Annotated in this window: 21 protein-coding genes; 7 read left to right on the top strand and 14 right to left on the bottom strand. The window is 38.9% G+C overall.

All coding sequences use genetic code 11. The annotated features are described in order from the left end of the window. Positions 1 to 228: 228 nt before the first annotated feature. The 4 genes from KGF86_RS03215 to KGF86_RS03200 form a co-directional block, all read right to left on the bottom strand. On the bottom strand, positions 229 to 1416 hold the full coding sequence (locus KGF86_RS03215) for an acetyl-CoA C-acetyltransferase (RefSeq protein ID WP_211741123.1): 1188 nt from the start codon (positions 1414 to 1416) through the stop codon (positions 229 to 231). Between the two features lie 115 nt (positions 1417 to 1531). Continuing rightward, positions 1532 to 3637: a (Fe-S)-binding protein gene (locus KGF86_RS03210; protein WP_211741122.1), complete on the bottom strand. Its 2106-nt coding sequence runs from the start codon at positions 3635 to 3637 to the stop codon at positions 1532 to 1534. 772 nt (positions 3638 to 4409) lie between these two features. Next, complete coding sequence (gene argS, locus KGF86_RS03205) at positions 4410 to 6080, bottom strand: arginine--tRNA ligase (RefSeq protein WP_211741121.1); 1671 nt, start codon at positions 6078 to 6080, stop codon at positions 4410 to 4412. Next, the gene (locus KGF86_RS03200; RefSeq protein WP_211741120.1) at positions 6077 to 6508 is read right to left on the bottom strand and encodes a YwiB family protein; all 432 of its coding nucleotides are present in this window, start codon (positions 6506 to 6508) and stop codon (positions 6077 to 6079) included. The genes argS and KGF86_RS03200 overlap by 4 nt, the downstream gene beginning before the upstream one ends. Before the next feature lie 151 nt (positions 6509 to 6659). Here KGF86_RS03200 and KGF86_RS03195 point away from each other — a divergent pair, with 151 nt between their 5' ends. After that, a complete protein-coding gene (locus tag KGF86_RS03195) occupies positions 6660 to 8702 on the top strand; it encodes a transglycosylase domain-containing protein (RefSeq protein ID WP_186868295.1) in 2043 nt (680 codons plus the stop codon). A gap of 300 nt (positions 8703 to 9002) precedes the next feature. On the opposite strand, the gene KGF86_RS03190 is transcribed toward KGF86_RS03195, so the two are convergent. The 3 genes from KGF86_RS03190 to KGF86_RS03180 all read right to left on the bottom strand — a co-directional run bounded on the left by KGF86_RS03190 (position 9003) and on the right by KGF86_RS03180 (position 11383). Continuing rightward, positions 9003 to 9503 (bottom strand): YwhD family protein, encoded by a 501-nt coding sequence (locus KGF86_RS03190; RefSeq protein WP_186868294.1) that lies wholly within the window; start codon positions 9501 to 9503, stop codon positions 9003 to 9005. A 71-nt stretch (positions 9504 to 9574) separates the two neighbouring features. After that, entirely contained in the window at positions 9575 to 10078 is a 504-nt protein-coding gene (locus KGF86_RS03185) for a YwgA family protein (RefSeq protein WP_186868293.1), read from the bottom strand. Continuing rightward, on the bottom strand, positions 10079 to 11383 hold the full coding sequence (locus KGF86_RS03180) for an HD domain-containing protein (RefSeq protein WP_186868292.1): 1305 nt from the start codon (positions 11381 to 11383) through the stop codon (positions 10079 to 10081). Positions 11384 to 11482: 99 nt separating this feature from the next. Between KGF86_RS03180 and KGF86_RS03175 the strand changes: the two genes are divergently transcribed. Then, a complete protein-coding gene (locus KGF86_RS03175) occupies positions 11483 to 12340 on the top strand; it encodes a lipoate--protein ligase family protein (protein WP_186868291.1) in 858 nt (285 codons plus the stop codon). Here the strand turns inward: KGF86_RS03175 and KGF86_RS03170 are convergent. The 3 genes from KGF86_RS03170 to KGF86_RS03160 all read right to left on the bottom strand — a co-directional run bounded on the left by KGF86_RS03170 (position 12337) and on the right by KGF86_RS03160 (position 14285). Further along, entirely contained in the window at positions 12337 to 12984 is a 648-nt protein-coding gene (locus KGF86_RS03170) for a Type 1 glutamine amidotransferase-like domain-containing protein (protein ID WP_186868290.1), read from the bottom strand. The two genes, KGF86_RS03175 and KGF86_RS03170, sit on opposite strands and share 4 nt — an antisense overlap. A gap of 89 nt (positions 12985 to 13073) precedes the next feature. Then, positions 13074 to 14045, bottom strand: coding sequence for a phosphate acetyltransferase (gene pta, locus KGF86_RS03165; protein ID WP_211741119.1), 972 nt, complete (start codon positions 14043 to 14045; stop codon positions 13074 to 13076). Between the two features lie 87 nt (positions 14046 to 14132). Further along, positions 14133 to 14285 carry a hypothetical protein gene (locus KGF86_RS03160; RefSeq protein ID WP_211741118.1) on the bottom strand — a complete coding sequence of 51 codons (153 nt, stop codon included), beginning with the start codon at positions 14283 to 14285 and terminating at the stop codon, positions 14133 to 14135. Positions 14286 to 14337: 52 nt separating this feature from the next. On the opposite strand from KGF86_RS03160, the gene hemQ reads away from it, so the two are divergent. The 4 genes from hemQ to KGF86_RS03140 all read left to right on the top strand — a co-directional run bounded on the left by hemQ (position 14338) and on the right by KGF86_RS03140 (position 17027). Further along, positions 14338 to 15087, top strand: coding sequence for a hydrogen peroxide-dependent heme synthase (gene hemQ, locus KGF86_RS03155; protein WP_186868288.1), 750 nt, complete (start codon positions 14338 to 14340; stop codon positions 15085 to 15087). 387 nt (positions 15088 to 15474) lie between these two features. Continuing rightward, positions 15475 to 15897, top strand: a complete 423-nt coding sequence (locus tag KGF86_RS03150) for a cell wall hydrolase (RefSeq protein WP_211741117.1) — start codon at positions 15475 to 15477, stop codon at positions 15895 to 15897. Positions 15898 to 15921: 24 nt separating this feature from the next. Continuing rightward, positions 15922 to 16398 (top strand): spore coat protein GerQ, encoded by a 477-nt coding sequence (gene gerQ / locus KGF86_RS03145; protein ID WP_186868286.1) that lies wholly within the window; start codon positions 15922 to 15924, stop codon positions 16396 to 16398. Positions 16399 to 16775: 377 nt separating this feature from the next. After that, positions 16776 to 17027: a hypothetical protein gene (locus KGF86_RS03140; RefSeq protein WP_186868285.1), complete on the top strand. Its 252-nt coding sequence runs from the start codon at positions 16776 to 16778 to the stop codon at positions 17025 to 17027. Here the strand turns inward: KGF86_RS03140 and KGF86_RS03135 are convergent. From KGF86_RS03135 to KGF86_RS19465, 3 genes are all read right to left on the bottom strand, one after another. Next, the gene (locus KGF86_RS03135; RefSeq protein ID WP_186868284.1) at positions 17022 to 17390 is read right to left on the bottom strand and encodes a DUF423 domain-containing protein; all 369 of its coding nucleotides are present in this window, start codon (positions 17388 to 17390) and stop codon (positions 17022 to 17024) included. The two genes, KGF86_RS03140 and KGF86_RS03135, sit on opposite strands and share 6 nt — an antisense overlap. Before the next feature lie 18 nt (positions 17391 to 17408). Then, positions 17409 to 17711 (bottom strand): YwdI family protein, encoded by a 303-nt coding sequence (locus KGF86_RS03130; RefSeq protein ID WP_339213080.1) that lies wholly within the window; start codon positions 17709 to 17711, stop codon positions 17409 to 17411. A 148-nt stretch (positions 17712 to 17859) separates the two neighbouring features. Continuing rightward, entirely contained in the window at positions 17860 to 17991 is a 132-nt protein-coding gene (locus KGF86_RS19465) for a hypothetical protein (RefSeq protein ID WP_255488048.1), read from the bottom strand. Positions 17992 to 18304: 313 nt separating this feature from the next. Here KGF86_RS19465 and KGF86_RS03125 point away from each other — a divergent pair, with 313 nt between their 5' ends. Beyond that, complete coding sequence (locus KGF86_RS03125) at positions 18305 to 19651, top strand: YjiH family protein (protein ID WP_211741116.1); 1347 nt, start codon at positions 18305 to 18307, stop codon at positions 19649 to 19651. Between the two features lie 160 nt (positions 19652 to 19811). Here the strand turns inward: KGF86_RS03125 and KGF86_RS03120 are convergent, their stop codons facing one another. Continuing rightward, positions 19812 to 20846: an acyltransferase family protein gene (locus KGF86_RS03120; protein WP_343221411.1), complete on the bottom strand. Its 1035-nt coding sequence runs from the start codon at positions 20844 to 20846 to the stop codon at positions 19812 to 19814. Positions 20847 to 21021: the final 175 nt, after the last annotated feature.

The raw sequence follows: 21021 nt of genomic DNA, 5'->3' as shown, positions 1-21021 counted from the left end.
AATCTAATTTGTGGCGCGAATTTCTAACTCTCTCGCGCGAAATTTAGACTGAGTCGCGCGAGTTCCTTCCTCTCCCGCGCGATATCCTAACCAAGTCGCGCGAGTTTCCCACATTCTCGTGCGAAATCTGGATTTGGCGCGAATTGCTTTCTTTCTCGCGTAACTCCCGAGCCATGACGCGCTCGCAACCAAGGCTAGTAAGCAATAAAAACTCACATCTAGCCCCTATTATTCTGCAGCAACCTCTATTAATATGGCGTCTCCTTGGCCACCTCCACTACAGATAGCTGCAATACCTAATCCTCCTCCACGGCGTTTTAGTTCATGGATTAAGGTTAGAATGATGCGGGAGCCGCTTGCACCGATTGGATGGCCTAGTGCAACTGCCCCACCATTGACATTTACTTTTTCAGGGTCTAGATCGGCGATTACACTACTTGCTAAGGATACTGCTGAAAATGCTTCATTAATTTCATAAAGGGCAATATCATCCTTGGTGTAACCTGTTTTTTCTAGTAAATGATTAATGACAATTCCTGGAGTTTTTGGGAAATCCTTTGCTTCTACGGCTACTTCGGCATGACCTAAAATGGTAGCTAATGGCTTCTTACCAAGCTCCGAAGCCTTTTCATCAGACATAATGACGAATGCTGCTGCTCCATCATTAATTCCAGGTGCATTCCCTGCTGTAATTGTCCCGTCTTTATCAAATGCTGGTCTTAATTTTGCTAAAGCTTCTACACTAGTATCTTTTCTAGGTGCTTCATCTTTTTCTACTAGTACTGGATCGCCTTTTCGTTGTGGGATTTCAACTGCGACGATCTCCTCGTCAAATTTGCCGTCTTCGATTGCTTTTACTGCACGCATATGGCTACGGTATGCCCATTCATCTTGTGCCTCACGTGTAAGGTTAAATTCATCGGCGGTAGAGTTTCCGTAAGTTCCCATGTGTACTCCAGTGAAGGAACAGGTTAGCCCGTCGTGAACCATCATGTCGACTACACGTTTATCTCCCATCCGGTTGCCCCAGCGTGCATCTGGTAGTATATACGGGGCATTACTCATGCTTTCCATACCACCTGCTACGACAATGTCTTCTTCCCCAAGGCGGATGAGCATATCTGCCAGTGTGACACTACGCAAGCCTGATGCACATACTTTGTTAATCGTTTCCGTCTTTACCTCCCACGGTAATCCAGCTGCACGTGCTGCTTGACGTGACGGAAGCTGTCCTTGCCCACCTTGTAGCACATTCCCCATAATCACTTCGCCTACTGCTGAGTTATCTACTCCCGCTCGCTTCAATGCTGCTTCAATTGCTTTCCCGCCTAACTCGGATGCTGTTAGTGACTTTAATGCCCCTCCGAACTTCCCAAATGGAGTTCTAGCTCCAGAAACTATTACAGATTTCTTCATTATCTTCATTTCCTCCTCTTAAACTTATATCTAGTAATACGTTAAATCTCTACGATTGAACGCTCGCTCAAGTTTAATTCTGATAAAGAGGGGCAAAACGCCCCTCTCTTTAACCTTACGCTGTCTTTACTTCTTCTTCAACTAAAACAGATAAGGCAAGAATTTCCGCTACATCCATTGTGCTAATATCTTCTTCCACTTCTTTTGCCTTTGTTCCGTCACTTAACATGGTTAAGCAATACGGACAAGCACTAGAGATAACTGTTGGTTCAACAGCCAAAGCCTGCTCGGTTCTTGCAACATTAATTCGGTTACCAGTTGTTTCCTCTGTCCACATTAGGCCACCACCAGCCCCACAGCACATACCGTTTTCACGACTACGATCCATTTCCACAAGCTCCAAACCTGGAATAGCAAGTAAGATTTCTCTTGGTGGATCATAGACACCGTTATACCTTCCTAGATAACAAGAATCATGGTAGGTTAATCGTTCGTTTATCGGTTTAGTAGGCTTTAACTTCCCTTCCATGACTAAATCATATAGTAATTGGGTATGGTGATATACCTCCCCTTCAAAGCCAAAGTCTGGATATTCATTTTTAAAAATATTATAGGCGTGTGGATCAATCGTTACGATTTTTTTCACTTCATTTATCTCAAATTCTTTAATATTCTTCTCTGCGATTTCTTGGAATAAGAATTCGTTACCAATCCGTCTTGCCGTATCCCCAGAATTCGCCTCTTTATTACCTAGAATCGCAAAGCTAATCCCTGCTTGGTTCATTAATTTGGCAAATGCAATAGCGATTTTCTGGCTACGTGCATCGAATGAGCCCATAGAGCTTACCCAGAATAAGTATTCAAACTCTTTTCCTTCTTTTTTCAATTCTTTTATAGTTGGAATGTATGCGGACTCATCCATTTCACGCCATTTAATACGGTCCTTTTTCGATAGTCCCCATGGGTTTCCTTGACGCTCGATATTCATTACCGCACGTTGCACTTCTGCATCCATTTTTCCTTCTGTCATCACCAGATAACGTCGTAAATCAATTATTTTGTCGACATGTTCATTCATTACTGGACATGCCTCTTCACAGTTACGACAAGTTGTACATGCATTGAGTTCTTCTTCTGTAATGACATCTCCGATTAAGCTCATACTTTCAAATGTTGCAGCTGCTTCATTGTTAGCACGTTTCGCTAATTGGTTACCTTGTGTACTAGAAAAGGCATATGCTGGTACCCACGGTGATTTGCCTGTTACTGCTGCTCCTTTTTCCGTTAAGTGATCACGGATTTTAACCATTAAGTCCATTGGAGAAAGCATTTTCCCAGTACCAGAAGCAGGACAAACATCTGTACAGCGGCCACATTCGACACAAGCATAGAAATCAATCATCTGTACTTGCTCAAAATCTTCAACCTTCCCTACTCCAAAAGATACTTCTTCTTCACTTTCTTCATCAATCTCAAAGTCTAGCTTTTTCAATTTCCCAGGTATATGTTTACTAAAAAACACATTAATCGGTGCCGCTATTAAATGTGCATGCTTAGACTGCGGTACATATACTAGGAACGTTAATAAAGTCAAATTATGAATCCACCATGCTATAAAGAACATAACCATGGCTGCTTGAGGAGATAAGAAGCCAAAGATAGTGGCAAATAAACTTGCAACAGGCTCTGTCCATGTAGCTGATTCCCCGTGCCAAATTAATGCCATTCCATTTCCAAATAATACCGATAGCATTAATGTCCCGATAAAAATTAATACTAATCCAGCCTTCAGCCCACGCTTTAGTCGAACTAGCTTCTCAATATAACGACGATAAAATGCCCAAATTACAGCCACTAAAATCGTTAATGTTACGATTTCCTGGAAGAAGGTAAATCCGGGATATAAAAATCCAAATGGGAGATGATTACCTGGTGATATCCCTTTTACAATAAAGTCGATAGCTCCAAATTGTACTAGAATAAAACCGTAAAACATCATGACGTGAATAGCACCGGACTTTTTATCTTTTAATAGCTTCGATTGACCAAATACTATCGTGATAATCCGTCTTATTCGCTCCTTCATGTCCCCATCGAATTCTGACTTTTTACCTAATCTAATGTAGGCTACTCGAGTTGCTATTACTCTACCAAATAAGTAAAATGCATACAGTGTGATAGCTGAAAATAATAGCGTATTAATGAACAAAAATGTCTCCATCAGCTGCTCCTCCTGACTGTTTCTAGGTCTTCTTTTAAAATAGAAATTAAACATCAAAGATTGCTTCATCCGGACGCATCATTCCACAACAGACTTCTGCCAACTCACGATTAGATCAGTTAACACCGGCTCCCCTCACCCGTCGTGTTTTCTTTATCTTCTGCTAGTCGGCTCTGCCCTTACGTCTTCATAACAAACGCCCTATTGCTTAAATTTACTAAAACATGGTACGATGAACCAGAATGATAGTGATTCCATTTTTCCGAAAATAAAAAAGAGTGCTTCTTCTACCACTATAAATTATGAATGACTATTCAGTCAACCTATTTTTATCGAAATGAGCTTTGTTTACCACTAGACTAGAAATTCTTGGAAAACGTTAATGAAGAAGAACATATTTAAGCGTGTTCAGAAATAAATTGACTTCATTCTCGTGTAGAAACTGGAACTACACTTCCCTTTATCGTAAAATTAAGATAATAATATGACAAATTTCAGGAGGATATCCATGGAAATTGTGTATGGCATTTTAGTTATCGTATCTTCTGTAGGTATATTGTATTTTATGGGGAAATCAGGTTTTGGCTGGGGAAAGTAGCTCCGCATGAGGATGATTGGATTAACGGGAGGCTCAAAGGAAGGGCTAAAACCGAATCGCAAGCCTTCCTCATAAAAACAATAGTTATTTCTAGAAACAAAGAAATACCCCCGTCCGAATATAGGAAAAACCTGGGAATTCCCCAGGTTTTAACGTCTTCTATTTAAAAGTCTTTTACATCTTCTTAGGTGCTGTTACTCCTATTAAGTTTAAGCCATTTGCAATGGTAGTACGGACTGCTTTCATTAACGCAAGTCTTGCATTGGTTAACTCGATATTTTCGGTATCTAATACTTTCTCTGCATTATAAAAGCTGTGCAGCAAGGATGCTAAATCAAATACATATTGCGTAATTTTCTGTGGTGTATGCTTTTCAGCAGCTTCCACAATAACTTGAGGGAATTCTCCCATCTTCTTCAACAAATCAAGCTCTTTCTCAGAGGTTAATAAAGAAGAATCGAATGATTGCTTAACCTCTATCCCTTTTGCTTCTGCTTGCTTAAGCATCGTGCAAATACGAGCATGTGCATACTGTACGTAGTATACCGGGTTATCATTTGATTGAGAACGAGCAAGCTCTACATCGAAATCAAGCTGAGAATCGTTTGAACGTGCAACAAAGAAATAACGTACCGCGTCCACTCCAACCTCATCCATTAATTCTCTAAGTGAAACAGCATTTCCTGTACGCTTACTCATGCGTAGCTTTTCTCCACCATCAAATAGATTTACCATTTGAATAATTTTTACATCTAAGCGTTCTGGATCATAGCCTAATGCTTCAATTGCTGCCTTCATTCTAGGAATATAGCCATGGTGATCAGCACCCCATACATTGATTAGCTTATCAAAGCCACGGTTTAGCTTGTTTTGATGATATGCAATGTCTGGTGTTAGGTACGTAAATGCTCCGTCATTTTTCACTAATACACGGTCTTTGTCATCACCGAAATCGGTAGAACGGAACCAAGTAGCACCGTCTTGTTCATAGATATAGCCACTAGCCTTCAACTTCGCTAATACATCGGTAATCTCGTCATTTTTGTAAAGACTTCTTTCTGAGAACCAATTATCAAACTCAACTCCGAAGTCCGCTAAATCTGTTTTTATTTTCCCTAGTGTATGCTCTAAACCAAACTCCTTAAAGAATGCTAAGCGCTCTTCCTCCGATTTATTCGCCCATTCTTCTCCGTGCTCTTCAGCCAATTGCTTCCCTATTGCTACAATGTCCTGACCATGGTATCCGTCCTCAGGCATTGCGACATCCTTACCTAATGCTTGTAAATAACGAGCATTGACAGATAGAGCTAGGTTATCAATTTGGTTCCCTGCATCATTAATATAATATTCACGTTCTACATCATATCCTGCCGCACTGAGGACATTACATAATACATCCCCAAAGGCTGCCCCACGAGCATGGCCTAGGTGAAGATTTCCTGTCGGGTTTACCGAAACAAATTCCACTTGAACTTTTGTCCCTTTTCCATGCTCTGTTTTACCATAGGCTTCTCCAGCCTCTAAAATGGTTGGAATTAAATCGGTTAAGAAATCATTTTTCATGAAGAAGTTAATGAATCCAGGTCCTGCAATATCAACCTTTTCTACTGATGCTTTTGATGCGTCTAAATTAGCTACGATAGCTTCAGCAATTTGTCTAGGTGCTTTCTTCGCAACACGTGCTAGTTGCATGGCAATATTCGTAGCGAAGTCACCATGGGATTTATCCTTTGGTTTTTCTAATACGAAATCTGGTATTTCCGTTTCTTGTGCTAATTCTGCTTTTAATACGGCAGCACGTATTTGTTCTTTTAAATTTGTTTCCGTTTGTGCTAAGACGTTCATTCTTCTTCCTCCTTGTTAAACGTGAGTGTAAGCGTATGATTACGTTCATCTTGTCCGTTCAGTTTTACGGTATATTCCACTTTTAAATGACCTGCTTGCTCGCCGCTTAGTGCTTGGTAATCAATTGATTTTGTAAAAGTTTCCATGTGAATGTGACCATGTGGGTGGTTATACACATTCTCAGTGACTTTCTCCGAGCGAAACTGCTGATTCATTGAAACGAGTCCAGACCGTTTAATATTCACTTTTCCTGGTTGAATGGTAATCATACTCTTTATCGCGTGATCCCCTTCTACCTTTTCCTCAAAAGCTAATACATCCATATTATTCTTCTGATAAAAGTTACCAATCTGCTTCACGGTGCTTGTTTCTTTCAGACCATTATCCTCAATTACCGTATGTAAATGAATGGTTACTTGGTTTTTCATTTTGTCGCCCCTATTATTTGCTCATATTTTACTATTATAGCGACAATCTAAGTCGTATTTCAATATATATAATCAGAAGTTTATTTCCTAGTCTGTTTTCCCATAATGATAATAATTGACAGTTTACGACAAAACAAATGGAGATTAGGATATGAAGAAAAACTTTCTAGCCAAAAAACTCAGACGTATTGTATTGAAAATGACTATCGGAATCACGTTATTCTTTGTCTCAGGAATTCTACTTCTATATCTTATCGCCTTTTTACTAGGTCCGCCTAGTCTGTTAAATGATCAAAGGACCATTTACTATAGTGCCAATGGTGAAATGATTGGTGAAGAACATGGTGTAGAGAACCGTTATTGGGTCGATTTAGAAAATATATCCCCCAATTTGATTAATGCGACATTAATGATTGAGGACCAGCGCTTCTATAAACATAACGGCTTTGATATAAAGCGTATCCTAGGAGCAATCTTAAAGGATATCAAAACCATGTCGTTAAAAGAGGGGGCGAGTACACTAACCCAGCAATATGCACGCAATCTTTATCTTTCACATGAAAAAACATGGACAAGAAAGCTGAAAGAGGCATTTTATACATTAAGACTAGAAATGTTTTACTCGAAGGAAAAAATTTTGGAAGGATATTTGAATACAGTTTACTATGGTCATGGAGCTTATGGAATTGAAGCAGCAAGTCATTACTTTTTCAATAAAGAAGCTAGTGATTTGACGATCGCGGAGGCTGCTATGCTCGCTGGAATTCCTAAAGGACCGACATACTATTCGCCTCAAAATGATTTAGAAAGAGCAACAAACAGGCAGCAGCAAATACTAGCCATTATGCAGCAAAAAGATATTATCTCAGAAGAAGAATATTTTTCAGCCAAAAGTGAACAACTTGTATTTACGGACCCATCCGAAAGAAAACAGCTTAGCATTGGTCCCTATTTTCAGGACACCGTGCTAACAGAGGCTGCCGTTCTTCTCGATATCGACCATGAATCCGTTCGGTCTGGCGGGTATCAAATTTACACAACATTAGATATTGCGCTACAGAAGCATTTAGAAGAAAGTATTGTTCAAACGATTCAGGATTCAAGCAAATTAGAGGTCGGTGGGGTAGTAGTGGATCCCCATAACGGGGCAATTCGCGCATTGGTTGGTGGCCGTAGCTATGAAAAAAGTCCATTTAACCGTGCAATACAAGCCAAGCGGATGCCGGGTTCTACATTTAAGCCGTTCTTATATTATGCAGCCTTAGAACATGGTTATACGGCAACGACAATGCTAATGAGCAAACCGACTACCTTTGAAATTGATGATGGACAAGTTTATCAACCAAGTAATTTTAACGGATATTATGCGAATGAACCAATTACGTTAGCCCAAGCCCTTGCCTTGTCCGATAATATTTACGCTGTAAAGACAAATATGTATTTAGGAGTAGAAACGCTTGTTGAAACAGCTAGGAAATTTGGAATTACTAGTAAGTTACCATCTGTTCCTTCCTTAGCACTCGGTACCGCAACTGTTTCAGTCGAGGAAATGGTTTCTGGTTATGCCATGCTTGCTAACGGTGGCTATTCTATTGATAGCCATACTATTGAAAAGATTGTTGACCGGGAAGGAAGAACTGTCTATAAACGCGATGAAAGCAGGAAAAAGCCAGTGTTAGATCCACAAAAAGCCTTTATCTTAACACAGCTAATGACTGGCACTTTCGATGAGTCGCTTAATGGCTATATGTCCGTTACTGGTTCTTCTATAGTGGATAATCTAACCCGTACCTACGCTGGCAAAACTGGTTCTACCGATTCAGACAGTTGGATGATTGGGTTCAGCCCATCCCTTGTAGCTGGCATTTGGACTGGTTATGATGATAACCGAAGCATAACCTCCGTACCAGAACGCTCCTATTCCAAGGAAATATGGAGCACCTTTATGGAGCAAGCTCATCAAGATATCCCAGAGGAGCACTTCGAAGCCCCAGATGGACTAGTTGCCGTACCAGTTGACCCAACTACTGGATTGCGTGCAACACCACATTGCCCAACAAGTACCGTCATGTTCTTTGAAAAAGGTACCGAACCAGAGTTTTATTGTAATGAACATTTTTATGGGGATGAAATAGAGCAAGATGATAAAGAGAAAGGACTATTCCGACGTTGGTTTGAAGTGTTTTTTGATTGAGGTTAGGGGTTGGGTCTCTTTGGGGCATGTGCTGGTGTGGTTGGCGCATCTCCCTCCCATCCAACACAAAAAAGAAGCCGACATCCCGCAAGTGTCCAGTTTGCAGGTGTCGGCTTCTTTTTTGTCCTAGTAATACATGAGTAAGCCCATGTATTAATTAGTTTACAAATTTCTGAAGCAAAGTACAAGATTTTATTAAAAGATTCATTTTTCAGACACAAATTGTTCACTATTTTAATAATTTTTTCCAGTGAAGATTAAAAAGGACTAATAACGATTCCGTTACTAGTCCTCTTCTTACTATTCTAATGCTTGTTTTAATTCGTCGGTAGAGTTTTCCCAGAATTCTGGTTTAAACTCCTTTAAGAAGTCACGTAATAAATGTCTAGACTGTTCATCCATATGGTCGACGATGACATGACCTTTAAGGGATTTTTCCATATGCTTCACATGCTCTGGCATGGATTTGTATGCTATTTTGTTTGGGCGATCAACTAGGATTTCGCATCCTGCCACCCCTGCATAATAAGGGCCGTTTTCATTTCGGTCGACGTTTACCCATACTATCCAATATAATTTTCCATCGGGTACTTTGGTGCGATCTGGTTGGAATTTCACACGGCGTTCTACATCACTTCTAGCGTGCATGGCACCCATATCAACATAGGCTTTGTTTTCATTAGGATCAACAATCACGGATGACATGTTTTCTAGACTAATTGCTCCTACCCCATAGCCCCCATGCCCGTCATTGGAATCATCTTTAATAATCGTAAATCGGTTTTTATTATCTCCGCTCATTCGTAAACCTCCTACACAAACTGTTTATCCACTATTGTAGCACAGCTTGCTTATTTATTTCACGACTATCGTTACTGTAGCTTCCGATTTAACTCGTCAATTAACTTCCAGGCATCCGCCATTTCTTCGTCACTATATTTTTGTTTTGGCTTTACCGCATGTACTTTAAGTTCCACTTCATCCTTTGGTAAGTCTTTAAAATATAGCATTGTAGACACTAGTTCTAGAAAACGAGAGCTTTTGCCTTTTAGTAGCTCAATGCTTTCAGAACAATTTGGCATGTCCACACTGTATTGGCTTAAAAACGCAACACCATCATCCGTTAACGTATAGTGATATTGAAAATAATTGCTTTTCACTTCTTTTTCTTCATTGATAAACCCTAAATTACATAACTCCTCCATTCGTAATGAGAGCTCTTCCGAATAAGGACCGTAAAAGTGAAATTGGAATTTTTCCTCAAAAGGAATACCAAATGATTGTAGAATATAGACCATTTTTTGCAGTTTTTTTCTACCGGTCACTTGCTTTGCCTCAGAAAAAAACTGCATTAGCTTTGCATGATTATCTAGCATTTATTCCATCTCCTTGCTATATAGAATTCCTGTGATTTCTTGTACGATTTTTTCATCTTTGATTGCATATAAAAAGTCTTTAGGGAAATATAATTTATGATCGGTTCTTTTCTTACCTGAGATGGATTCTACGATATCTGACTGTCTTGAAAGCTCCTTAAATGATCCATTTGGCATCAATAGGTGAATCGGAAGTCTCTCTTCTTCCTCACCTGGACGATAAAAGTCATATGGTAAATCCGATGAAGAATCCATTACAAGATAGTAATCCGGATTAATCCCTGCTTCTTTAAAAAGTTCGATTAGGCGTAATAAATCAGCAACCTGTTTATTAGGATTAAATTCAACATACTTAAATAAGCGTCTATTCATGAATCGCTCGCATAAATCGCTTAGTATTTCATCTTCTTCCTGTTGCCATAGCTGGAAGTAATAATGAACAATAGACTCATCTAGCTTTAAATATTCATCCAATGAAACATCCCCTGCGAAAAAGGACAGGAAATGGGTCGGCTGTAAGGTAAAATTATAATCTGATTCATATAGATGCTTTGCACGATGTAGTATCTTGGTTAAAATGACCTCTGCACTTCTTGTTACAGGGTGGAAGTACACTTGCCAGTACATTTGATAACGACTCATAATGTAATCTTCCACAGCATGCATCCCAGAAGATTTAATCACGACTTGGTCTTCCATCGGGCGCATGACACGCAAAATACGTTCCATGTCAAAATGGCCGTAGCTTACCCCAGTAAAATAGGCATCTCGCTGCAGGTAATCCATTCTATCGGCATCAATTTGGCTAGATATTAAGCTAACAACTAATTTATTCGTATGTGTTTTACCTATTACATCCGCTACCTCCTGAGCAAAACCAGGACTAACACGTTCTAGCACTCTATTCACACCTGTATCTCCGAGAATGATAGCTTGTGTAAAGTATTCATGGTCCAGCTTAAACACCTTTTCGAAGGAGTGGGAAAATGGACCATGTCCTAAATCATGTAATAATGCCGCAGCCATACATAATAGACGCTGATCATTATTCCAATGTGGTCGATCTTGAAAATTTTCTATAATACGCCGGACAATTTCATAAACACCTAATGAATGATTAAAGCGGCTATGTTCTGCCCCATGAAACGTAATATTGGTTGTTCCTAATTGTTTTATTCTACGAAGGCGTTGGAATTCAGGTGTTGCAATTAAATCCCAGATTACTCGATCACGAACATGGACATATCGATGCACTGGATCTTTAAACACCTTTTCTTCATGCAGTTTTTCATCTTTGTAGGCCACAGTGTTTCAACTCGTTTCTATTCGACGATTTTGTTATCATTATATAATAGATACTCAGACGAAAAAAGACATTTTTCTGAAATGGTAAAGGAGAACAACATGAAAAAATGGCAAGAAATCATACATCATACGACATTCCGCTACATTGATCATACGAAAGAAAAATATTTTCATAACGTGTCGAATACCGCATTAACATCCTTTGCAATTGATGATGCCCTTTCGACTTCTGTAAGCTTAGCAAAGTCACCACCCAGCATGAGACTATGGGTCCACCCCAAAACAATTGTACTTGGAATTCCAGATGCACGTTTACCTTATGTAGATGAAGGGGTAAAGCTATTAAGAAGTCATGGCTATCAGGTTATCGTACGAAATTCCGGTGGGCTAGCTGTTGCACTCGATGAAGGCGTTCTAAATTTATCCCTTGTATTGCCAGGAGTGAAACATCTGTCGATTCATGAATGTTACGAAGCCATGGTTAGCTTTATTCAATACATGCTCCGGGATATAACAAATGAAATTGAGGCCTATGAAATTAGCGAATCCTATTGTCCTGGTGACTATGATTTAAGTATTAATGGGAAGAAATTTGCCGGAATTTCGCAACGCAGAGTCCGTGATGGTGCTGCTATCCAGATTTATTTAGATATTGAGGGAAATAGCCATGAGCGTGCAACTCTGATTCGACAATTTTATGATATTAGCTTAAAAGGGGAAGAAACGAAATTTACCTATCCAACTGTTAATCCAAACGTTATGGAATCTTTGTCGAACCTTACCGGACACCACTTGACAGTTCCTGACATGATAGGACGCGTTTTATCCACTTTGCAAGAATTAGGAGAAGTCGTCGAAATGCCATTTTCCGAAGATGAACTGGATGAATTTACCAAGCGATACGAACAGATGGTAAAGCGGAATGAAAAAATAGTAAAAATGCAAGAGGAAGCTTAATGAAGTTGAAATAAGCTTCCTTTTTCCATTGTATAGACATGGCCACCATCAAATGCCTGTAGATTTCCATTTTTAAAATATATTCCCGTTTGCTCATCAATACCATAGTTGTGGGCTGTATATATATCCCTTGTCATCTGTGTGAGATGTTCCTGCTCATTCCACTCTGTGAAGTGCACCGCAATTAATGTGTCTTTAATTAATCCTAGTCCTGTTCGTTTCTGATAGTGATCCCAGCCACCGTCCCGTGCAGAAATCACACATAATTCCGGACTAATTAGCGCACCTGCAGAAAATCCCGCAACAGGAATCCCCTTCTCATAAGCATTTCGTACGGCATCTGCTATTTCCGTATCTACAATACATTCCGCGTATTTAGCCGTATCTCCGCCACAAATAATGATTCCAGTACTACCTTTGATGATTCTAATCGCCTCTTCCACTGATGTAGATGGTAAAGGTAAATTGAAATATTCCACTTGACCAAAATTGGATAATCGATCCGTATAGCGGTGGATGATAGGTTCTCCACCATCTATAAAAAGGATTGCTATAGGCCCAGGTGAAGTCAATTCCACAAATTCCTTGGCAAAATTAGCAGTAAAAGGTGAACCACCACCGAAAAGAAATAAGTGCTTATCCATTCCTCTCGCCCCTGTCTCAATATTTTGAACCATTATAACATAAGAAAAAGCCTGCAATAGATATTTTTCTATAACAGGCTTTTCTCTTATTACAATGCTTGAGCAGCGGTGATTAATGCAAGGTTATAAACATCCTCTGCACTACATCCACGTGACAAGTCATTTACAGGCTTATTTAATCCTTGTAGGATTGGACCAACTGCTTCAAATCCACCTAAGCGTTGGGCAATTTTATATCCAATATTTCCAGCTTCTAGACTAGGGAAAACAAATACGTTCGCATCCCCTTGAATAACTGCATCTGGTGCCTTTTTCGCTGCAACACTCGGAACAAATGCAGCATCAAATTGGAATTCGCCATCAATTACAAGAGAAGAATCTTTTTCATTAGCAATCTGTAATGCTTCCACCACTTTTTCCGTTTCTGGTGACTTCGCAGAGCCCTTTGTAGAAAAGCTTAGCATTGCTACTTTAGGATCCACCCCGAATAATTTAGCTGTTACCGCAGACTCCACAGCGATTTCTGCTAGATCATTACTATCTGGTGTGATATTGATAGCACAATCTGCAAACACATATTTTTCATCGCCACGAACCATGATAAATACACCAGACGTTTTCTTCACGCCTTCTTTTGTTTTAATGATTTGTAGTGCTGGTCGTACCGTGTCTGCTGTTGAATGGGCAGCCCCACTTACAAGACCATCTGCTTCATTCATGTACACTAACATCGTACCGAAGTAATTTTCATCCATTAACATTTTTCGTGCATCTTCTTCTGTTGCCTTCCCTTTTCGACGTTCGACAAAAGCCTGTACCATATCGTCAAATTTTTCATAGCTGTTTGGGTCAAGAACAGTTGTTGCACTTAAATCGACATTTAATTCAGAAGCCTTTTGTTGTACTGCATCCTTGTCACCAATAACGATAGGGTTCAGTACTCCCTCCGTTCCTAGCTTACTAGCAGCGGTAAGAACACGCTCATCTAATCCTTCTGGAAAAACGATTGATTTATTTTTGCCGTTAATCTGTGATTTTACCTCATCAAATAAGTTACTCATTATCTTACCTCCAATTGTTGTATGTACTTAATATGTATCAACATGATGTAAAAGTTGCACATATCGTGTTGTTTAAACCAATTATCATCATAGTATAAAATGCCCTAGAATGAAATGAAATGACTCAGCAAGAAATCGACAATCTGGTGACAACCCTACTAAAAAACCGGTTAACCATTGATATATCAATGTTCCTCCATCATTTAATAGGAAGCCCTCTTTCATGATTATGCCATTCATTTGTGATATAGTAAACATATGAAATAGATATTACTACGAAGGAGAGATATATATGGTAGAAGCTGTCGAAACAATGGATGGATGGTATAGCCTACATGATTTCCGCACAATAGATTGGACTTACTGGAAAACTGCAACTCCAGAAGAAAAGAAAGAAGCTATTGCTAGCTTTGAAGCACTCATTACGAAATGGGATGCTGTCGAGGAAGCAAAAAACGGGTCTCATGCCATGTATAAAATTGTCGGTCAAAAAGCAGACCTCATGTTTATGTTCCTCCGCCCAACCATGGAAGAATTAAATGAGCTAGAAACAGAATTAAACAAATCTAAATTTGCTGAGTTCCTAACTCCTGCTCATTCGTACGTTTCTGTAGTAGAGCTTTCTAAATATCGCCCTGCTAAGGATGGAATCGATCCTGAAACATTACCAGAGACACAAGCTCGCTTAAAACCTATCTTACCAAAATGGGAGCATGTTTGTTTTTACCCAATGGATAGACGTCGTGTAGGAGATGAAAACTGGTACACCTTAGAAAAAGATGTTCGTGGTAAATTACTTTATGAGCACAGTAAAACAGGTCGTAAATATGCTGGTAAAGTAAAACAGATCATCACTGGTTCTATAGGTCTAGATGATTGGGAATGGGGCGTAACCTTATTCGCTCACGAGCCATTACAATTCAAAAAAATTGTATACGAAATGCGTTTCGATGAAGTTAGCTCACGCTATGGTGAGTTCGGTGAATTCTTTGTCGGCAACTTATTGAAAAAAGAAGAAATCGCTAAATTCTTGGAAGTATAAGACGAATAAAGAAGACTTTCTGTTTCGACAGGAAGTCTTTTTCTATGCGGTTTTTACAAGTTTTGATGAAAATACAAAGATTTTGTCAAAATCAGGACTGTGTCTAATATGTAGGATAATGTAGTAGAGGGATTCCCTACCCTGGCTTCAAAGATTTACCTCTTATGCGAATTGCTAATCGTAGTAGCTACCTAACAGGAAAATTATACTAGCTGAAAATTATATCAACCACAAGAGAAACATACCCATTTATCTCATCGCCAAACTTTTACTCTCTCCCCTACCTCGATCCCACTATAAATTTTCTAAAAAATATCTAGGCATATCACTTCCCACCCATACATACATATAATCATAGTAGACCTTGGATAGAAATGAGGTGTACTAATGGCGGTAATATCACATAACGAGAGCGATATTGATCTATTGGCACGTCTAATACGTGCTGAAGCAGAAGGTGATGGCAAACAAGGAATGTTAATGGTTGGAAATGTAGGGGTAAACCGTGTTCGAGCTGACTGTCTTGATTTTGTAGATATAAGAAGTATTAATGATATGGTATATCAACAGCCTGGTGGCTTTGAAGCCACTATTAAGGGATATTTTTATCAGCGGGCGCGAGAGTCTGAAAAGCGATTAGCTCGCCGGACGATTCAAGGGGAAAGGTTCCATCCTGCGAGTAATGCTTTATGGTTTTTTAGACCTGATGGAGCTTGTCCAGCTCAATGGTATAACCAATGGAACAGTGGAAGGTTTAAAGCACATTGCTTCTTCGCCCCATCCGCCGAAGATTGTCCAACTGTATTTTAAATAATTTTTAGGAGGTTTTATAGAATGTCTGATCATAACAACCAAGGAAAGTCTCAACAAAATGCAAGCTATAGCCAACAACCTTATTACTATTTCCCACCAACTTCTCCAGCATTTTATCCAGCATTTCCATATCGCCAATTTGGATTCCCACAGCAACAGCCCGGTCAACAGCAACAGCAACAACAATCACCATTTATTGATGTTCCAGGAATGCTACCAGCGGAGCAATCTTACATCGAGAATATCTTACGTCTAAATCGCGGCAAAGTTGCGACCGTTTATATGACGTTTGAAAACAATCCAGAGTGGAACGCCAAAATCTTTAGAGGGGTGATTGAGGCCGCTGGTCGAGATCATATCATACTTAGTGATCCACAAACCGGGAAGCGCTACTTATTACTGATGGTGTATTTGGATTATATTACATTCGATGAAGAACTAAATTATGAATACCCTTATGGAACTAACCCAAATCTAGCTACCTTCCCACCAAGATAAACAACGATTTGCATACAACTAGTTAGCTCCGGAAATGTACTTTTCTTTCATTTATTTCCGGAGCTAATAAAGTATCATGTTATTCGTTTATCTCAGATAGAAAACTAATTAAAAGTACTATAAAAGTGGCTGGGACATAAGAATTTATCTTAAAGGAAAAACCGAATGATGAGCAAAGACCCCGCTCCGGAAATATACTTCGCTTTCCACGGGCGGCTGGTGAGGCTTCGCACTGCGGGGTCTCACCTATGCCTATCCTCCCGTAGGAGTCTAGGTATATTTCCGGAGCTAGTATCGTGTATCATTCGGTTTTACATTTAATTCTTGTAGTTATGTCCCAGCCTTTTTACATCACGTTATTTGCGAGGCGACTTTATATGCGACATCCATATAATAAATTTATACAAGGTGAACTGGTTGCAATTGGACTCGCCATAGTTTGCGGACTTATCGCATTAATACAAGGCGTTTTTTTACTTATCGTTATTTGCCTTTACCTACTAGCAGCAAGCCTTGTGTTTGACGGACTCATCGCCATGAATATGCGCAATCCAAACCACGGTGTCAAACAAATGCTAAGAGCGGCAATCCTGTTTCTATTAACCACTTTCCTATTCATTTTCTTATAGGAACTTGATAATCGTATATCCCAGTAAAATCCATCCAATTAAAAATGCTACCCCGCCAAGAGGGGTTATCATAGCGAAGGTTTTAATGCCTGTAGTGGAATAGATATATAGGCTACCTGAAAATAGGACAACCCCAATAAAGAATAACCACCCAGCCCAAGACAAGCTTCCGGACTGTAGTTTCCATCCAATTAATCCTGTTACAAACAATGCTACGGTATGGAACATCTGATATGTAACAGCCTTTTCCCATGTACGTAAAGCTTTTTCTGTTAGCTTACCTTCCAGTCCATGTGCTCCAAATGCACCAAGGGCTACAGCTAGAAAACCATTAATTACACCCAATATTAAAAAGATCTTCATCTCTTTGTACACTCCCTATTAAAAATCAAAAATCGAATCACCATTGCCTTCATCATCGAGCTCGATTGATCGTTTAAAGGTCTGTTGTGAAGTTGACTTTGCTTTTGGTGTTTCTCCTATCATTGCTTTTAATTCTTCCTCACTAATCGCATCTGTTTTTTCCTCTGTTGGTTGTGGTTGGCTTTCTGGTAAAAATAAATCACATAATAAACGTATATTTTCTATATTCTTAAGCATTTCTGGTTGGTTATGCTGATTCTGCATTGCCTGCTTTAGTTCTAGCATCATTTTCTGTAGAATCCGCTCATTTGCAACGGCCACTTGTGACACTCCTCTTTTTCTTAATCATTCTTCTTTATCATACCGAAAAGTATTACCATCATAAAGTAAAATAGACTTCTTCCAGGAAAATTAAAAAAGCCTTGAGTACCTCAAGACTTGTACTTACGTCATTAGGGAAAAGGCAAAGTTACGCACTTTGATCCTTATTCTCTTCTAAATAGCGACTAAAAACCCATTGCAAAAATTTAATCTCATCACTACTAAGCTTGCGATCTAGTTTACCTTCTATGTCTTTATGCATTTGCAAATAGTGTTTCATACGCTACTGGTCCCCTTTCGTATAAACCATCAATTATATATTACAATTTTTAGAATATATACTCAACATGTTTTTAATCAAATAGTGATTAATAACTAAAAAATAATAGATAGTAGAAAAATACAGCAATATAAAAGTACCATTCTCAGCTGCAATAACTGTTCGTTTTTACCCAGATTTCCTTCTAGCAAACTAGCTTTTTAATAAAAATTCATTTTGACAAATATATATGCGGAACTTATACTATTAACAGTGATTTAATTACTATTATTTTAATATACTAATACTAAACATATGAACAAGGTGGTTTGCCATGAAACATTCTTACACTCTCAAGGAGCAGCTAAAATTTATAATCCCCTCGCTTCTAGGTATTTTCTTTTTTATGATTCCAGTAAAAACAGCTGATGGATTTTCCATCCCGATTGCAATCTTAGCCAATTGGGTACAAGATGTGCTTGCTGGACAATTATCACTAATCATGATGATCATCATTTCTTTAACAGCATTATTAACCATTCTTGCAAGAGTGATTGGTATTGATGCTTTAGCCAAAACTCCATTTTTTAAAAAACTACTTTATGTTAATTGGTTTTGGACAATTGCTAGAGTCCTTGCAGCTGCCTTTGCTATTATGGTTTATTTTAAAATTGGACCCGAGGCAATCCATAGTGAAGATACAGGTCAATTATTATTAGATGATCTATTGCACGTATTGTTTGCCGTCTTTTTGTTTGCTGGTATTTTCCTACCGTTGTTAATGAACTTTGGACTAATGGAATTATTCGGTACACTCGCAACAAAGATCATGCGCCCATTATTTAAGCTACCAGGTAGATCCTCAATTGATGCATTAGCATCTTGGATTGGTGATGGTACTATCGGAGTTCTTCTTACTAGTAAACAATATGAGGATGGATACTATACGAAGCGTGAAGCTGCCGTTATTGGTACTACCTTTTCAGTTGTTTCGATTACATTTTCTTTAGTAGTCATTGCTCAAGTCAATCTTAGTCATATGTTTGTTCCATTCTATATCACGATTCTGATTGCCGGACTAGTTGCAGCATTAGTAATGCCAAGAATCCCTCCACTTTCACGAAAAGCGGATACGTATATTAATGAACAAGCTTCCGGGATTGAAGAAGCAATTCCAAAAGGACATAACTCTTTGTCCTTTGGTTATAAAAAGGCAGTTGATCGTGCGAAAAAAGAATCTAGTGTTTACCAGTTTGTCAAGGAAGGTAGCCAGAACGTTTTAGATATGTGGATGGGCGTTGCTCCTGTCGTAATGGCTTTCGGTTTAGTTGCCCTTATCATTGCGGAATATACACCCGTATTCCAATGGTTAGGTATGCCGTTTATTCCGATATTAGAGCTAATGCAAGTACCATTTGCACAAGAAGCATCTGAAACGATTCTAATTGGATTTGCTGATATGTTCCTGCCATCCCTTATCGGTTCATCGATAGAGGCGGAAATCACAAGATTTATTATTGCGGCATTGTCTGTTACACAATTAATCTACATGTCAGAGGTGGGGGGACTTTTACTAGGCTCCAAAGTACCAGTTTCGTTCAAAGACCTAATCGTTATCTTCCTGCTTCGAACGCTTATTACTTTACCAATTATCGTACTAATGGCACATATTATTTTCTAACTTGAAGTCAAGTGGGCATTCTACGTCAATTTGGGCAACCTCCCTAAACTAAAGCAAATAATCCCGTATCACATTATCCGTGATACGGGATTATTATTATTTCTAGAAAAAGGGGGGCTACTTATATATACGTATTAAGTTGGAAGAAAGTTTCAACAGGCTAATAACTTTTTACCATTTTTTTCATATTAGTCATATTACATTCAATTAATGGCTGACTCATCACCAGCACCGGTTTACTAGAAAGAGCTAACACGATGAGCAAGGAAACTCCGGCAAGCCCTATCACATCAAGGGGACTACTCACTTGGAAGATATCATAAGCACGGAAATATTGAATAATAAAGCCATGCAATAGATAGACATATAGCGTTCTTTCTCCTAGTTTAGTCATGCTATTCCGTTTAGTCGGAATCCACGCAAGAACACTCGCTGCCATTAAGGTTGAGGTTGCATACACTAACAGTCTTGCTACCCCACCAAATTCCGTCATTCCAAGATCAAAGTAAGATTTAGAAGCAAGCAGCCAACCAGTATTAATGTCAGGCGCAAAATATATTCCAACAGCGATGAACACCATCACCATAACCGATACTATTTTCACGCTCTTACGCTTCAACATCATTACATGCTCTTCCTTCAACCAATAACCTAACAAGAAATATGGAAAGAACACAAATGTCCTAGATAAACTAAATGAATGGCCAATTGCCGCTAAATAGCCAACTGTTATGCCAAATAATATTGCAACTAGTAAACTAGCATACGCTGGTAGCCTCTTAAATAAGATTAATAACATATGCCAACTAAATAAACTAATTAAAAACCACAATGACCAATGTGGGTAAAATATGTCTGTTAACCAATTTGATTTCCCAATTAAATAATAGTAGGAAGAATAGATTAATTGAAAGATTACATATGGAAGTAAGAGCTTTTTAGCTAAATTGATAATATACCCTTTATTCCCAAAACCTTTAGCAAAGAATCCAGATAAGAATATGAATGCTGGCATATGAAACGTATAAATCCACGTATACAGCGTATGTATCCCCGCTGAACCGTCAATATAAGGCTGGATAACATGCCCAAACACCACTAAGAAGATTAAAAGTACTTTTGCATTGTCAAAAAAGGCGTTTCGTTCCATGGCTCTCATTCCTTTACTAATTATTTCAAGCAAAATCTTAATCATTCTTTACCCGCTTCAAAACAAAAATACGCATATTCCAACACGATTTAGAGGGGTTGTTAACAACATGTAAAGACAATGAAAGATTGAAAATGGACTGTAATCTGTGTAATTAGATTAATTTGGAAGGTAGAGGGCTTTTCGGGTGGGGGACCTTTCTACGGGGTAGGGTTATCTC

The sequence above is a fragment of the Ornithinibacillus massiliensis genome, from assembly GCF_018310345.1.
GTDB lineage: Bacteria > Bacillota > Bacilli > Bacillales > Amphibacillaceae > Ornithinibacillus > Ornithinibacillus massiliensis.
The sequence above is the reverse complement of the archived record's forward strand: the minus strand, read 5'-3'. Positions and strand labels throughout refer to the sequence as shown.